The sequence below is a fragment of the Caldisericia bacterium genome, from assembly GCA_026414995.1.
Lineage (GTDB): Bacteria > Caldisericota > Caldisericia > B22-G15 > B22-G15 > JAAYUH01.
Map to the genome: position 1 here is coordinate 1 of JAOAHY010000003.1, position 14,902 is coordinate 14,902.

Annotated in this window: 17 protein-coding genes; 10 read left to right on the forward strand and 7 right to left on the reverse strand. The window is 26.5% G+C overall.

All coding sequences use genetic code 11. From position 1 onward, the window contains the following. The 6 genes from N3D74_01735 to N3D74_01760 all read left to right on the forward strand — a co-directional run. Window positions 1–608: ABC transporter permease (locus N3D74_01735; GenBank protein ID MCX8094901.1), on the forward strand; the 608-nt coding region annotated here is incomplete at its 5' end. A 17-nt stretch (window positions 609–625) separates the two neighbouring features. Then, window positions 626–1,624: an ABC transporter ATP-binding protein gene (locus tag N3D74_01740; protein ID MCX8094902.1), complete on the forward strand. Its 999-nt coding sequence runs from the start codon at window positions 626–628 to the stop codon at window positions 1,622–1,624. A gap of 1 nt (window position 1,625) precedes the next feature. Continuing rightward, on the forward strand, window positions 1,626–2,597 hold the full coding sequence (locus N3D74_01745; protein ID MCX8094903.1) for an ABC transporter ATP-binding protein: 972 nt from the start codon (window positions 1,626–1,628) through the stop codon (window positions 2,595–2,597). A 41-nt stretch (window positions 2,598–2,638) separates the two neighbouring features. After that, a complete protein-coding gene (locus N3D74_01750; protein MCX8094904.1) occupies window positions 2,639–2,896 on the forward strand; it encodes a DUF167 domain-containing protein in 258 nt (85 codons plus the stop codon). A gap of 21 nt (window positions 2,897–2,917) precedes the next feature. After that, window positions 2,918–3,361, forward strand: a complete 444-nt coding sequence (lspA, locus tag N3D74_01755) for a signal peptidase II (protein MCX8094905.1) — start codon at window positions 2,918–2,920, stop codon at window positions 3,359–3,361. Beyond that, a complete protein-coding gene (locus N3D74_01760) occupies window positions 3,343–4,254 on the forward strand; it encodes an RluA family pseudouridine synthase (protein ID MCX8094906.1) in 912 nt (303 codons plus the stop codon). The genes lspA and N3D74_01760 overlap by 19 nt, the downstream gene beginning before the upstream one ends. Here N3D74_01760 and N3D74_01765 read toward each other — a convergent pair. The 5 genes from N3D74_01765 to N3D74_01785 form a co-directional block, all read right to left on the reverse strand. Next, window positions 4,225–5,793: a CTP synthase gene (locus N3D74_01765; protein ID MCX8094907.1), complete on the reverse strand. Its 1,569-nt coding sequence runs from the start codon at window positions 5,791–5,793 to the stop codon at window positions 4,225–4,227. The genes N3D74_01760 and N3D74_01765 overlap by 30 nt on opposite strands. 11 nt (window positions 5,794–5,804) lie before the next feature. Continuing rightward, window positions 5,805–6,101: a hypothetical protein gene (locus N3D74_01770; protein ID MCX8094908.1), complete on the reverse strand. Its 297-nt coding sequence runs from the start codon at window positions 6,099–6,101 to the stop codon at window positions 5,805–5,807. Between the two features lie 67 nt (window positions 6,102–6,168). Further along, a complete protein-coding gene (locus N3D74_01775; GenBank protein MCX8094909.1) occupies window positions 6,169–6,507 on the reverse strand; it encodes an MTH938/NDUFAF3 family protein in 339 nt (112 codons plus the stop codon). Continuing rightward, entirely contained in the window at window positions 6,504–6,992 is a 489-nt protein-coding gene (locus N3D74_01780; GenBank protein MCX8094910.1) for an adenosine-specific kinase, read from the reverse strand. Before N3D74_01780 ends, N3D74_01775 begins: the two co-directional genes overlap by 4 nt. A gap of 11 nt (window positions 6,993–7,003) precedes the next feature. Then, the gene (locus N3D74_01785; protein ID MCX8094911.1) at window positions 7,004–7,447 is read right to left on the reverse strand and encodes a hypothetical protein; all 444 of its coding nucleotides are present in this window, start codon (window positions 7,445–7,447) and stop codon (window positions 7,004–7,006) included. 64 nt (window positions 7,448–7,511) lie between these two features. Here N3D74_01785 and N3D74_01790 point away from each other — a divergent pair, with 64 nt between their 5' ends. The 3 genes from N3D74_01790 (at window position 7,512) to N3D74_01800 (ending at window position 11,678) form a co-directional block, all read left to right on the forward strand. Then, entirely contained in the window at window positions 7,512–8,033 is a 522-nt protein-coding gene (locus N3D74_01790; GenBank protein ID MCX8094912.1) for a DUF5698 domain-containing protein, read from the forward strand. Between the two features lie 63 nt (window positions 8,034–8,096). Continuing rightward, the gene (locus tag N3D74_01795) at window positions 8,097–8,303 is read left to right on the forward strand and encodes a cold-shock protein (protein ID MCX8094913.1); all 207 of its coding nucleotides are present in this window, start codon (window positions 8,097–8,099) and stop codon (window positions 8,301–8,303) included. Window positions 8,304–8,411: 108 nt separating this feature from the next. After that, window positions 8,412–11,678, forward strand: a complete 3,267-nt coding sequence (locus N3D74_01800) for an S-layer homology domain-containing protein (GenBank protein ID MCX8094914.1) — start codon at window positions 8,412–8,414, stop codon at window positions 11,676–11,678. Here N3D74_01800 and N3D74_01805 read toward each other — a convergent pair. Both N3D74_01805 and ssnA read right to left on the reverse strand, forming a co-directional pair. Next, the gene (locus N3D74_01805; GenBank protein ID MCX8094915.1) at window positions 11,675–12,883 is read right to left on the reverse strand and encodes a DUF401 family protein; all 1,209 of its coding nucleotides are present in this window, start codon (window positions 12,881–12,883) and stop codon (window positions 11,675–11,677) included. The two genes, N3D74_01800 and N3D74_01805, sit on opposite strands and share 4 nt — an antisense overlap. Further along, a complete protein-coding gene (gene ssnA / locus N3D74_01810) occupies window positions 12,884–14,215 on the reverse strand; it encodes a putative aminohydrolase SsnA (GenBank protein ID MCX8094916.1) in 1,332 nt (443 codons plus the stop codon). Window positions 14,216–14,273: 58 nt separating this feature from the next. Between ssnA and N3D74_01815 the strand changes: the two genes are divergently transcribed. Next, on the forward strand, window positions 14,274–14,894 hold the full coding sequence (locus N3D74_01815; GenBank protein MCX8094917.1) for a DedA family protein: 621 nt from the start codon (window positions 14,274–14,276) through the stop codon (window positions 14,892–14,894). Window positions 14,895–14,902: the final 8 nt, after the last annotated feature.

The following is a 14,902-nucleotide window of genomic DNA, read 5'->3' on the forward strand; positions in this document are numbered from 1 at the left end:
TATCACTTTTTGTTGGCTTTGCTGCAATGTTTTCAGCAATTGTAATTGGTGTCATTATTGGTGCGCTTGCTGGTTATTATGGAGGTATACTTGATACACTTCTAATGAGATTTACAGATATTATGTTTTCTATTCCTGTTTTACCTCTTTTAGTTGTTTTAGCATCAGTTATTCCTGGTGGTGGTATATGGAAAATAGTTCTTGTTATTGCAATTTTTGGTTGGATGGTTGATGCAAGATTAGTTAGAGGTGTTTATCTTTCATTAAAAGAACAAGAATTTGCTGAAGCAGCAAGAGCAATTGGTGCTTCAAATTCAAGAATAATATGGAGACATCTTCTTCCTAATTCAATGGCTCCAATTATTGTCTCTGCAACTCTTGCAATTGGTGGAAATATAATTTACGAAGCATCTTTAAGTTACCTTGGTTTTGGAATTATGCCTCCAACTCCTTCTTGGGGAAATATGCTTCAAAATGCACAAAGTGCAATGTTTAATGCTCCATGGCTTATTTGGTTTCCTGGACTTGCGTTATTTATAACAGTACTTGCATTTAACTTTCTTGGAGATGGGTTAAGAGATGCTCTTGACCCAAGATTAAAGATATAAAGCAAAGGGAGAATTTAATGAAGAATGAAGTTTTATTAGAAACAAGAGATCTAAAAACTTATTTTTACACTGATGAGGGTATTGTTAGAGCAGTTGATGGAGTTGATATTAAGATCAATGTAGGTGAGACACTTGGTTTAGTAGGAGAATCTGGATGTGGCAAATCAGTAACCTCTCTTTCAATAATGAGACTTGTACCATGGCCTCCTGGAAAAATTGTTAGTGGTGAAATAATTTTCAAAGGAGAGGATTTGTTAAAGAAATCAGAAGAAGAGATGAGAAGAATTAGAGGAAGCCAAATTTCAATGATTTTTCAGGAACCAATGACTTCATTAAATCCTGTTTTTACAGTTGGATTTCAAATAAGTGAAGCAATTCTTATTCATCAAGATGTAACAGAGGAGGAGGCAAAAAAGAGGGCAATTGAGATGTTAAATTTAGTAGGAATTCCAGATCCTGATAAAAGATACAACGAATATCCACATCAACTTTCTGGTGGTATGAGACAGAGAGTTATGATAGCAATGGCTTTATCATGCAATCCTGATCTTCTAATTTCAGATGAGGCAACAACTGCTCTTGATGTCACAATTCAAGCTCAAATTCTTGAACTCATGAAGGATCTTAAGAGAAAAATTGGAATGGCAATATTAATGATTACCCATAACCTTGCAATAATTGCTGAAATGGCAGATAATGTTGCAGTTATGTATTCTGGAAAAATTGTAGAATATTCTGATGTTAAAACAATTTTTAAATCTCCACAACATCCATATACATATGGCCTTTTAAATTCAATTCCACTTGTAACTAAGAGAAGAAAGAAAGGTGAAAGATTACCTATTATTGAGGGAGTTGTTCCAAATCCATACCATCTTCCAAAAGGTTGCTACTTCCATCCAAGATGCCCATATGCAACTAAAATTTGTAGAGAAGAAGAGCCACGCTTAGAAGAAATCTCACCTAATCACTTTGTTAAATGTTGGAACTATTTAAAACCTAATATGGGGGTATAAGATGGCTGAACCATTGGTAAGTGTTAAGAATTTGAAGAAGTATTTCCCAATTCATGGTGGAATACTTGGCGGAGTTATAGCACATGTAAAAGCGGTTGATGATATTTCTTTTGATATTTATGAAGGTGAAACTGTTGGTCTTGTTGGTGAATCTGGTTCAGGAAAAACAACAGTTGGTAAAACAATTTTAATGCTTTATCCACCAACATCAGGAGAAATTAAATTTCTAGGACAAGTAATAAATAAACTTAAAGGCGAAGAGTTAAGAAGAATGAGAAGAAATATGCAGATAATTTTCCAAGATCCATATGGCTCACTTAATCCAAGAATGCCTATTTCTGAAATAATTGGAGAGCCCTTAGTAGTACATGGTCTTGTGAAAAATAAAAAAGAGATGATTGATAGAGTAGTTGAAGTTATGGAAATGGTTGGTTTGAGACCTGAATATATTAATAGATACCCTCACGAATTTTCTGGTGGTCAAAGACAAAGAATTGGAATAGCAAGAGCAATAATTTTAAATCCAAAATTTGTTGTTTGTGATGAACCAGTTAGTGCTCTTGATGTTTCAATTCAATCTCAAGTAATAAATCTTTTAAATGAATTACAAGAAAAATTAAAATTAACATATCTTTTTGTTGCACATGATATGGCAGTTATAAGGCACATGTGCGATAGAATTGTAGTTATGTACCTTGGAAAAATTATGGAAATAGCACCAAATGATGAACTTTTTGATAATCCACTTCATCCTTACACTCAAGCTTTACTTTCTGCAGTTCCAATTCCAGATCCTGAAATTAAAAAAGAAAGAGCAGTTCTTCAAGGAGATATTCCATCTCCTATAAATCCACCGAAAGGTTGTGTTTTCCATACAAGATGTCCAATTGCAATGCCAGTATGTAAAGAGGTTGTCCCTGAACAAAGAGAAATAAAACAAGGTCATTTTGTTTCATGTCATGCTGTTAAATAAATAAAATTAAAAGGGGCTCTTCGGAGCCCCTTAAAAATTTTATGAAAATAAAAGTTAAAATAACCCCCAATTCTAAGATCAATAAAATAGTTTTATTTAAAGAATCCACTCTATTTATAAAAATTTCAAAACCGCCTATTAATAATAAAGCGAATTCAGAACTATTAAAATTTCTTGAAGATATTTTTGAAGTTAAAGGTGTAAAAATAATTTATGGAGAGAGGGGGAGAGAAAAATTAATTGAAATACCAATTGATGAAAATTCATTTCTTGAAAAAATTAAAATGATTTTAAATTAAAATTTTGGTAATATATATTTTATGAAATATATTTACTTTGTAATCTTCTCTTCTATTTTTATCTTTTTAGATAGAATTTCAAAATATTTTGTAATAAAAAATATAAAATATGGAGATAGTATAAAAATTTTAGGGAATTTTTTAAAATTTGAAAGAGTTGATAATAGAGGTGGAATTTTTGGTCTTTTTCCAAATGGAAAATATATTTTTATTACTCTTTCAATAATTGCATTAATAATAATCTTTATTTTTTTTATTAAATATGAATTTAAATTTACATTATTTATTTTTCTTCTATCTTTAATATTTTCTGGAATAACTGGAAATTTAATTGATAGAATTTTTTATGGTTTTGTTGTTGATTTTATAAGTGTCAAAAACTTTCCAGTTTTTAATCTTTCTGATTCATATATTACAATTGGAGTTATTTTAATTGTTTTTTATTTATGGAGAGAAGAGTTATAAAGTTAGTTTCAAATGAGCATGGCGAGAGATTAGACTCATTTTTAAAAAAAAATTTAATAGAATATAGCAGGGAGTATCTTAAAAGTTTAATAAAAGATGGAAAAGTAACTGTTAATGGTGAAATTAAAAAACCATCTTACAAAATTAAGGAAAAAGATATAATTGAAGTGATAATTCCTGAACCAAAAGAGTTATCAATTAAACCAGAAAATTTAAATATTGAAATTATATATGAAGATGATGACATAGCGATTGTGAATAAACCTCAGGGAATGTTAACACATCCAACTGGAAAGAAAAAAGAAAATACACTTGTCAATGCACTTCTTTTTCACCTTAAAAATCTTTCTCAAATCGGTGGTGTATTGAGACCTGGAATTGTTCATAGATTGGATAAAGATACATCAGGTCTTCTTGTTATAGCAAAAAATGATTTTTCTCATCAAATTCTATCAAGAGATTTAAAAGAGAGAAAAATAAAAAGAATATATTATGCATTAGTTAAGGGAGAAGTGAATCAAAATGAAGGAACTATTTCTATACCTTTAACTAAAAATTTCAAATCAAAAAAGTTTGTTAAGCCATCTCTTCTTGGAAAAGAAGCAGAAACTCATTTTAAGGTAATAAAAAGATATAAAGATTTTACCTTACTTGAGATTTCGCTCAAAACTGGTAGAACACATCAGATCAGGGTTCACTTAAGTTTTATTGGATATCCAATAGTTGGTGATAGAGTTTATGGGATTTCAATACCTCAATTGAAAGGACAACTTCTTCATGCTAAAAAATTAATTTTAAACCATCCAAGAACAGGGCAAAGATTAGAATTTGATTCTCCAATCCCCGATTATTTTGAGAATTTTTTAAAGAATCTTCAAGAATTCAGTAAATAAATTGTTTGGAGAAAGGGGTTTAGAAGAAAATTCTGGGTGGTATTGAACTCCAATATAAAAAGGGTGCTCACTATATTCAACAATTTCAACCTCTCCATCCTTGTTTCTTCCAGAAATAATAAATCCTCCTTGATTTAATTCTTTAATAAAATCAAGATTAAATGTATATCTGTGTCTATGTCTCTCCTTTATAAAAGTTTGTTTATAAATTGAATGTGCTTTAGTATTTTCTTTAATTATAATTTCACTCTCTCCTAATCTCATTGTTCCACCAAGTAACTTTATATCTCTCTGTGAAGAAAGAAGATCAACTACTGGGTAGGGAGTTTCTTTTTCAAATTCTGTTGAATTTGCCTCTTTATAACCAATTACATTTCTAAAAAATTCAATTAATATAATTTGAAGTCCAAGACAAATTCCAAGAAGTGGTTTTTTGTTTTCTCTTGCATATTTTGCTCCATTAATCATACCCTCTATTCCTCTTTTTCCAAAACCACCTGGAATTATTATTCCATCGACTCTTTCAAGATTTTTATATAAATTTTCAATATCTTCAGAAGAAATCCATTCGATTTCAACATTTATTCCTAATTCAACACTAGAATGAACAAGAGCTTCCTTTAAAGAAAGATATGCATCTTTTAATTCAACATATTTCCCTAAAATGCCTACTTTTTTAGTTTTAGCACCTTTATTTATTTTTGATGTAAAATTTAACCAATTTGAGATTTCTAAATCTCTTTTTTCATTAAAAATACTATCTAAAATAGTTTTGATGTTTGAATTTAATAGAACCTCTGGAACTAAATAGTGGGATTCAAGATCCTTGACAGGAATTATTTTTTCTATTGGAATTCCAAGATAACGAGAAAGTTTTTCTCTTTCTTGAAGTCCTATATCTTTCTTACTCCTTAAAAATAAAATATCGGGGTATACTCCTAAACTTCTTAACTCTTTAACAGAGTGTTGAGTAGGTTTCGTTTTTAGTTCTTCTGTTGTTTCAAGATATGGTACATAAGTTACATGAAAAAAGAAAACATCTTTCTCTTCAATTTTTAATTCAGATGACGCTTCAATAAAAGGAAGAGATTCTATATCACCAACAGTTCCACCAATTTCAGTTATAATTATTTCACAGTTATCTTTTTTAATTACATCTTTTATACAATTTATAATTTCTTGAGTTAAATGTGGTATAACCTGTATTGTCTGACCTAAAAAATCACCTTTTCTCTCTTTTTCAATTATTGTTTTGTAAAGATATCCACTTGTAATATTATTATATCTTGACAGATTTTGATTTAAAAATCTCTCATAATGACCAATATCAAGATCAACTTCACCACCATCTCTTGTAACAAAAACTTCTCCATGTTGGTAAGGATTCATTGAGCCAGCATCTACATTTAGATATGGATCAAATTTTAACATTGATACATTGTAACCCATATTTTTAATTATGAGACCAAGAGATGATGCTAAAATTCCTTTACCTAAGGAGGACATTACTCCTCCTGTTAAAAATATAAATTTTGCCATATGTTTTTAGATTATATCTCTATTTTTTCCATCACCTCAACTTCTACATGTGCTATATCGATTATTTTGCTTATTGCCTCAATAAGTGCTTTACCCATATCAGATTCGAGACCTTTTTTCCATTTATCAAGTGATTCAACTGTATATTTAACATAAAAAATATTTGCCTCTCCATAAAGAGGCTTATAAACATCATAATCTTTTGCTCCCCACTCTTTTTGAACTGGCATAAACTCATTTAGCCACTTTTTAAAATCTTCAATTGTTTTTCCCTCTCTTAATTTATCCTTATAAATGATGTAAAACATTTAAATCACCTCCTTTTTAATTTTATCTTCTACTTTAATTATCCAAATTTTAATTCATTTTTCAAATTTAACAAGTTAAATGAAATGCCCCAGCTTTTCTTTTATTATCTATTTCATTAAATTTTTTCACTGCTTCCTTTGTTTTTAAAATATAATATTCAATTTTTTCATCTTTAAGTTTTTTAATTAAATCTTCGCTTACTCTCATTAAACCATTTGCACCTGTTCCAATTATTAAAACTTCTGGCTTATACTTCAAAACTTCAAAAAGATCTGCTTCTTTTAGTAAATGTCCTTCTTCTCTCCACCAATTTTCTATTATTTTATCCTCTATAATAATTAAATCACTTTTATAAACTTTACCTTCAATTATAATTTCGCCAAATTCATAAGAATCTATTATCATAGTTTATACCCAATTTTTCTTAAAAACTCTTTTCTTTTATTTTTATCTTCATCGCTCTCAAAACCCAGTGGTGATTCACCATCAACAACGCCTAAAACTCCTCTGCCTTGTTGTGTTTCTACAACAATTACTTCTATTGGATTTGCGCTCGCAGCAAAAATTCTTACCACTTCCTCAACCATTTTTATTCTATTCAAAACATTAATAGGATAAGCATCTTTTAAAAATATTACAAATATATGTCCAGCACCAATATTCATTGCATTTTCTTTTGCAAGTTCAATTAAATTGTCATCATTTCCTGCAAATCTTATAAGTCTTGGACCAGATGATTCATTAAATGCAATTCCAAATTTAATTGATGTTGAACTTGTAATCAATGTTTCATATAAATCTTCTACGGTTTTTATAAAATGTGATTGACCAATTATCACATTTAAATTCTCAGGATTTTTAATTTTAATTACTTTGATTTCCATAAAAATCAACCTCCTTATTATTCAACTAAAATTTCTAAAATATTAATAGGAATATTAATTTTTATTTCATCAATTCTAATTGGAAATCCAAATACATAATTTATAAAATCATATCTTTTTTCTTCAAATTGAACATTTAAATATACATCTCCGCTCTTTTTTGAAATGATTTTTATAAAGTCTGAAAAAGGTGAGTCAAGATTAATATTTGTGAGTTCTTTTACTAATTCATAAGATAAGAAGCAATACACCTTTGGATAAATTTTTATGTTTTTTATAAAAATTTCCTCATTTTCTTTAAGCTCACCAATTTTAATTTTTTTATTATAAGTTTCACTTTCTTTTAAATATACTTTCCAACCGAATCCAATTAAATAATTTTTGTTAATATTTTTTGATATAAAAAAAAGAAAAACATAAAAAATTAAAATAAAGATAATTAAGATTATAGCTTTTTTCATAATCATTAACATTATAACACTATTTATGATATAATTTTACGATATAGTTTTTAGGAGAGATTATATGAATTATGAAGTTATTAAGATTGCTTTAACTATTTTTTCAATTAGAGTTGTTGGAATAACAATTTCAAGTTTTAGAACAATTCTTATGGTTAAGGGTGAAAAACTTTTAACATTTATTTCCTCATTCTTTGAAACTGTACTTTATGTAATTGGTTTAAATCTTGTTTTGCAACATCTTGATAACTTCTTAAATTTATCTATTTATTCTCTTGGTTTTGCAGTTGGAAATTATATAGGAATGGTCATTGATGAGAAATTGGGAATTGGATATGAAACATTTATTGTTATTCCTACAAAATGTGATGGAGAAATAACTAAACTTTTAAGAGATGAGGGTTATATAGTGACAAAAGTTAAAGGAGAAGGTTTGAAAGGTGAAAAAGATGTACTTTATGTTACCTTAAAAAGAAAGGATATTAAAAAATTTGAAAATCTTATTAAAGAGTTTGATAAAGAGGCATTTTATTTTACACTTGAAACAAAAAAAGCAAGAAAATTTACATACTTGACAAAACATTAATTTCTGTTAAACTCAATTCGTACCTTGAAGGTACTAAACAATTTTTTAGGAGGAAGCATTAGCATGATTAAAGGTAAAGTTAAGTGGTTTGACTCATCAAAGGGCTATGGGTTTATTACAAGAGATGATGGTGGTGAAGATGTCTTTGTACATTACACTGCTATTGAGGGGACAGGTTTCAAAACATTAAAAGAGGGCGATGCAGTTGAATTTGAAGTTCAAGAGGGAAAAAAGGGACCACAAGCAAAGAATGTTAAGAAACTTTCTTAATAGATAAGAATTTAAGAAGTTTCTAAAAAGCCCTGGAATTTCCAGGGCTTTTTTATTTTTATAGAAATTATTATAAAATTTATTAGAAGGAAAGGAGATAATTAAATTATGAAAAAAATTTTAATTTTAATAATTCTAATTTTTATATCTTTTGAAATAAATATAGTCAAAGGAGAAAATATATTTGTTGTTAAAAACACGAATCCATATGGTGAGAATTCATTTCTTTGGGCTATTGAAGAAGCAAATAAAGAAGGTGGAATAATTAAATTTGATATACCAAAAGAAGATAAAAATTTTAACGGGAAAAGCTGGACTATTTTTTTAAGAAGTAATTTACCAACAATAGAAAGAAAAATTATAATTGATGGATTGTCTCAAAATGAAAAATATACTGATTTAGAAAAAAACACCCCTTTAATTGATATTGATGCATCTTTAATAACTTCTGATTCATTGTTTACATTTAAATATGATTTTGAATTATCTGGTCTAAATTTTAAAAATTTTAAAAGCAAAGATTATATAAGAATTGAAACAAATAGGGGAACAATTAAAAATATTTCAATTGATAATGGAGACACTGGTATTCATCTTTTTAAATCAAGTAATATTAAAATTTTAAATTCTACTTTTAAAAATTTAAATTATGGCATTTATCTATATTATTCAAATTATAATATTATAGATGAAGTTAATATTGAAAATTCAACTTTTGGAATAAGATTTTATTTTTCTTCATCAAATGAAATAAAAAATTCAATTTTTAAAAATAGTCAGACTGGTATAAGAATTTTTTATAATTCACTGAGAAATAAAATATATAAAAACACCATTTTAAATAATGAAGATGGAATATTTTTAAGGGATAGTTTTGGAGAAAAGAATGATTTATTTGAGAATAAATTTGTTAGTAACTTAAATGGAATACATCTTTATTATGGAACAGCCTCCTTAATTTATAAAAATGAATTTTATTCAAATGAAATTGGTTTAAATATTGATTTTTTCTCTTCTGATAATTCAATATTTAATAATACATTTAAAGAAAATAATTATGGAGTTAAATTTTTTAATTCATGTGAGAAAAATATAATAAAAGAAAACATTTTTGAAAAAAATAAAAAGGGTATTTTTTTTGAAGATAAAAGCAATAGATTTAATAGTTTTTCGAAAAATATTTTTATTGATAATAATGAAAATATAAATTTAAGTGGTGGAAATGAAGGGATAACTCCAATAGAGGTTTCTTTTGCTAAAACTTTTGGAAAGAGTGTTTTGATTTCAACAAAAAGTGATAAAAAAGGTAAAATTGAAATTTTTTCTTCTGATATTTTAGGAAATAATTCAATTTCTTTTTTAGGAGAAAAAAATATCAATAATTTTGAAGAAATCTTTTATATCTTAACAAATGAAGAACTTCTTGGAAAATATATTCTCTATACTTTTACTGATGATTTATTTAATACATCTGAATTTGGAAAGGTTCTTATTGATAAAAAGGCACCATTTCTTGATCTTATTTTAAAAAAAACTACACAATCTGAAAAAGGGGGGAAAGTTGAATTTTTATCTGAAATTAAAAATTATGGAGATGAAGATATAGAAGGAGTTATATTTAAAATACAAATTCCAAGGGAATTTGGTGAGATAAATATTTTATCAAATCCTAAAGGTTCAAAATACAAGATTGAAAACAATCAAATAATAGTTGAAAATATAAAGGTAGCTAAAAATTCAAATGAATTCATTAAATTTTCTTTTTCAATAGGAGATAAAGTTACAATTAATACAAAATTTTCTCTTCATGGTGAGATAGAATATTTTCTTTATGGAAAATTAAAAATAATTGAAAAAAGTGACGAAAATGGCATAGATGATGGAGTGCCTCAGAGTTTTAACTTAGATGAACCAACTGAATTTACTATAACTGGTAAACCACAAATTTTGGTAGATATACCACAAAATTTAAATATAAACTCAAATTCTATTTTTTCATTAAAATTTTCCATCAAAAATATTGGAAATTATTTAGATAAAAATGTAAATATAAAAATTTCAATTCCAGATTCTTTTGACTATTTATCTTCAAATATTGGTCAGTTTAAAAGAGAGGAAAGAACATTTTATTTAAATTTTGATTCTATAAAGGAAAATGAAATTTATACTATAAACCTTGAATTTAAATCAAAAGAGACAATTTCTGACAAAAAAGAAAAAATTTCATTTTTATATAAAAGTGAAACAACAGAAATCAAAAAAGAGATAGATATTTTAATAAAAGGTGAAGGAAAAGAATCTCTTTCTTTAAGAGTTGAGGGAGAAAAGGAGACAAATTTATATTCTTTTTATAATATTCAAGTTTTTATAAAAAATAGTGGAACAAAAGAAGCAAAAGATAAAATTCTAAAGATTGCAGTTCCAAATAATTTTAATGTTTCAAATGAATTTGAAATTAAAAGTGGTTTTATTGAAATAAAAATAGATAAAATAGGTATAAATGAAGAGAAAAAAATAAGTTTAATTTTTAAATCTATTTCTTCATGTGATTCAATAAACACATTTGAATTTAATATTGATAATTTGATTTATAAGAAAGATGTTTTTATAAAATGTTTTAAAATTTTTCACAATCAAATTATTACTGGATTTCCTGATAGTACATTTAAGCCAGATATTCCAATAAAAAGGGTTGAAGTTGCAGCAATTTTGTCAAACACATTTATGTTAAGTAGAAGTAATTTAGAGACTTTACCAAAAGATGTAAAGGAGAGCCATTGGGGTAAAAATTATATATTAAATGTTATTTCAAGTGGTCTTATGAGTGGATACAAAGATGGTACATTTAAACCAGATGAACCACTAAAAAGATCTGAAGCAGCAGCAATTATTTTTAAAATTCTTTCATTAGAAGAAGACTTTGGAAATTACTTTAAAGATATTCCTTCTTCATATTGGGCAAAAGGAATAATAGGAGGAGTCTATAAAAGTGGAATTATTTCAGGTTATAAAGATAAAACTTTTAAAGGCGAGAAGAGTGTAACAAGGGCTGAATTTTTGGTTATGCTTCTAAAAGCAATTGGAAGAGAAGGGAATCTTGGTGAGATAAATAAATTTAAAGATTTAGATAAAAATCACTGGGCATATAAATATATTCTTGAATCAACAATACCACATATACTTATTAATCCTCAAAGAATAAAAGAAATAAAATTAGGACAAAGAGTGTTGCCTATATTTATTGAAAAAGATACTTCATTTTTACAAATTCTTAAAATAGGTGACAAATTAAAAGTATCTATTCCATTTCTATATGAGGATTTAAAAGAAATAGAAGTTGAAATTTTAGAAAACGGATTTAAATTGAATCCCTAAAATTTTAATTTAAAAAGAAGTAAGTAAATTAAAATTAACAAAATAGAAGAAAAAGAAATTGATGTTGTTAAACTTTTATACATTTTAGATATCTCACATTTAAAATAATTCATAGTTACAATTAGACAAAGATGAAGCGGAGAGAAAAGAATCCCACAAACTGCACCACTATAGGCAAGTCCCATTAAAGAGAAAGAAAGAGTTCCATTTGGATAAAAAAGATTTAAAATTATTGGGTATGATATTGCAACACCCATAGATGTTAAACCAGTTAAAAATGCACTTATAAATGGCATTAAAAAAATAATAAGAAAAGGAGATATTTTAAGAATTGAAAGTGAAATTGATATATCATTTGCTATTCCAGAATTTAAAAGGTTTCTAAAGAAATAAACACCTATTGGTAAAAATAAATTATCTAAATTTATAGATTTTTTAATATAATCTATTAATTCTTTTTTATTTGGTTTTAAAAATAAAATAGAGAGAATAAGAGAGATTCCGATTGCAAATACAACCTCAAAATTAAAAACAAGGATAAGAATTAAAATTAAAAGAATTGGTGAAAAATATTTTAGAAAATTTTTAAAACTTCCATCTTCACTTTTATTTTCTGGTACATAAACTCCCTTAAAACCAATTAAAATTCCTACAAAAACAAGAACCAAGGGAATAAAAATGTGAGCAAGTAGTGCACTTCTAATTGAAACATTTAAAAATTTTGCAGCAAGAATTATACCAGGATAAGTAGGGAAAGCTCCTTCAAGAACATGTCTAAACCAATAATTCATGTATGCTTTTTTTTCATTTGTTGTTTTTATATCTTTTGTTAAACTATCTACAAGAGGTGCTGAAAAAAGAGCTCCTCCGGGCATTGGTAAAAGGCCAATAAGCATAGATGAAAGAAAAATAGTTATTTTTCTTTTTGGAAAAAGTGAATTAAGATTTTTAATCATTTTCGAAAGTATCTCTTTTCCTTGAAGAAGATATGAAAGAAAATATATTAAAATAAGAGTAATTATTAATTCAATTGTATCTTTTAATGTTAAGGCATTATAAAAATTTTTAAATAGATTATATGGTTTATATGGATAGATTAATCCAAGAATTGTAGCACCAATTATTAAAGATATCCCTGGTTTAATCTTCTTTTGTATAAGAAATACAATCAATAAAAAAGAGAGAATAATCTTTAAAATAGTCATTTAAATTGACTCAAACCTTTCCCATAAGTTTTTCGCTACTCTAATGCTCTCATAAAATATTTTTTCTTCATCAATTCCTAAAATTTTTCCATCTTTCAAAATTATCTCTCCATTAACATAAACATCACTCACAAATCTACTTGAAAGACCAAATATAAAATGTCCAAAGAAATTAGTTTCATTTAATGGGGTAGGAGGATTGTAATTAAGTAAAACAAAATCGCTTTTGTAATCTTCTTTAATCTCTCCAATTTTTTCATTAAATATAAGTTTGGCAATTTTTGGATTATTTACAAATAAAAGTTTGTAAGACTCATTAAAACCAATATTAGAGTTTTGTTTTTCATGTTTATGAGCGATATATAAAACTTGGGTTTCTCTAAACATATCTTGCGTAAATCCATCTGTTCCTAATCCCACAACTACACCTCTGTTTAATAAAGAAAAAATATCTGGTAAACCAACTGCATTGTTCATGTTTGATTCAGGATTATGAACAACAATTGATTTTTTATCCTTGATTAGATCTTTCTCTTTTTCATCTATATGAACACAATGAATAAGGAGCGTTTTTTCATTTAACATATTCTCTTTGTTCAATCTTTCGATAGGAGAAAGTCCAAAAAAACTTAAATTATAATCTCTATCAAATTTGTCTTCAGATAAGTGAACATGAAAAGATGTTTTTTTATCTTTTCCAATTTCACTACACATTTTAAGTGTTTTTTCACTAATTGTAAAAAGAGCATGTAAACCAAAGGTTGGAACTATCATTTTATCCTCTCTTTTTTCGGTTTTCTCAATAAATCTTAAATTTTCAAAAATAGACTCTTTTGCCTTTTCTTCTCCCCATCTATCAGATACCTCGAAACATGTTGATAATCTTAATTTAATTAGATTTTGAGCATTTTCAATTTCATCTAGACTATATTTAATGAATCCGAAACTTGCATGATGGTCTATAATTGTTGTTACACCACATTTTACCGCGTCAATGATCCCTATTAATGCAGAGTAATATATAGACTCTCTATCAAGTGCTAAATCTAATTTCCACCAAAGTTTGTCAAGTATCTCATAAAAATTCCTTGGAGAGGCTTGTTTTAAACTTATACCTCTTGCAAGAGATGAGTAAAGGTGATCATGAGAAATAATTAGTCCAGGAATTAATAATTTACCTTTTCCATCTATTATTTCACAATTATAATTTTTTAATTCATCTTCATTTTCAAAAATTTTTATTATTTTATTATTAAAAACAATCACACCATTTTTAATAAATTTAGGATTCTCCCCTCCAGTAAAAATTGATATATTCTTAATTGCTTTCATTCATTCCTCCAAATAATAAAATTTCATAAAAATTTTATCACAATATATAATTAAATGGATGAGTGAGATTTTTCATTACATTTTAAATCTAATAGATAAATTAGGATATTTAGGTTTATTTTTTGCAATGGTTTTAAATGGTTCTTTTATACCAATATCTTCAGAAATTTTTATAATACCAGCAGGATACCTTGCTTCAAAGGGAGATTTTAACCTTTTACTTGTCATTCTTTCTGGTTCATTGGGAAGTCTATGTGGTTCATTAATAAATTATTTTATTGGTTTTAAAATTGGGAGACCATTTATAGAGAAATATGGAAAGGTTTTAAGAATTAAAAAAGAAACATTAGATAAAGGAGAGGAGTGGTTCAAAAATTATGGAATTTATGCAGTGTTTTTTACAAAATTTATACCAACAATAAGACAATATATAACAATTTTACCTGGAATATTAAAAATGAACATCATTAATTTTGCCATTTTTTCCTTTATTGGTGATATTTTTGTTGTTACTTTTATGACTTTAATAGGTTACTTCTTTGGAGAATATAGGGATATTTTAAGACAATATATAGATGAAATATATATAATATTTTTTACTTTAATTCTTCTTGGAGTTATTGTATATATTTTCTTTAGATTATTTAAAAAAAGAAAAGGGATAGAAAAACTTATTTGATATATAAT

Coding starts and splice junctions, on each gene's coding strand:
- N3D74_01740 (MCX8094902.1), top strand. CDS start 626: ATGAAGAATGAAGTTTTATTAGAAACAAGAGATCTAAAAACTTATTTT.
- N3D74_01745 (MCX8094903.1), top strand. CDS start 1,626: ATGGCTGAACCATTGGTAAGTGTTAAGAATTTGAAGAAGTATTTCCCA.
- N3D74_01750 (MCX8094904.1), top strand. CDS start 2,639: ATGAAAATAAAAGTTAAAATAACCCCCAATTCTAAGATCAATAAAATA.
- lspA (MCX8094905.1), top strand. CDS start 2,918: ATGAAATATATTTACTTTGTAATCTTCTCTTCTATTTTTATCTTTTTA.
- N3D74_01760 (MCX8094906.1), top strand. CDS start 3,343: ATGGAGAGAAGAGTTATAAAGTTAGTTTCAAATGAGCATGGCGAGAGA.
- N3D74_01765 (MCX8094907.1), bottom strand. CDS start 5,793: ATGGCAAAATTTATATTTTTAACAGGAGGAGTAATGTCCTCCTTAGGT.
- N3D74_01770 (MCX8094908.1), bottom strand. CDS start 6,101: ATGTTTTACATCATTTATAAGGATAAATTAAGAGAGGGAAAAACAATT.
- N3D74_01775 (MCX8094909.1), bottom strand. CDS start 6,507: ATGATAATAGATTCTTATGAATTTGGCGAAATTATAATTGAAGGTAAA.
- N3D74_01785 (MCX8094911.1), bottom strand. CDS start 7,447: ATGAAAAAAGCTATAATCTTAATTATCTTTATTTTAATTTTTTATGTT.
- N3D74_01790 (MCX8094912.1), top strand. CDS start 7,512: ATGAATTATGAAGTTATTAAGATTGCTTTAACTATTTTTTCAATTAGA.
- N3D74_01795 (MCX8094913.1), top strand. CDS start 8,097: ATGATTAAAGGTAAAGTTAAGTGGTTTGACTCATCAAAGGGCTATGGG.
- N3D74_01800 (MCX8094914.1), top strand. CDS start 8,412: ATGAAAAAAATTTTAATTTTAATAATTCTAATTTTTATATCTTTTGAA.
- N3D74_01805 (MCX8094915.1), bottom strand. CDS start 12,883: ATGACTATTTTAAAGATTATTCTCTCTTTTTTATTGATTGTATTTCTT.
- ssnA (MCX8094916.1), bottom strand. CDS start 14,215: ATGAAAGCAATTAAGAATATATCAATTTTTACTGGAGGGGAGAATCCT.
- N3D74_01815 (MCX8094917.1), top strand. CDS start 14,274: ATGAGTGAGATTTTTCATTACATTTTAAATCTAATAGATAAATTAGGA.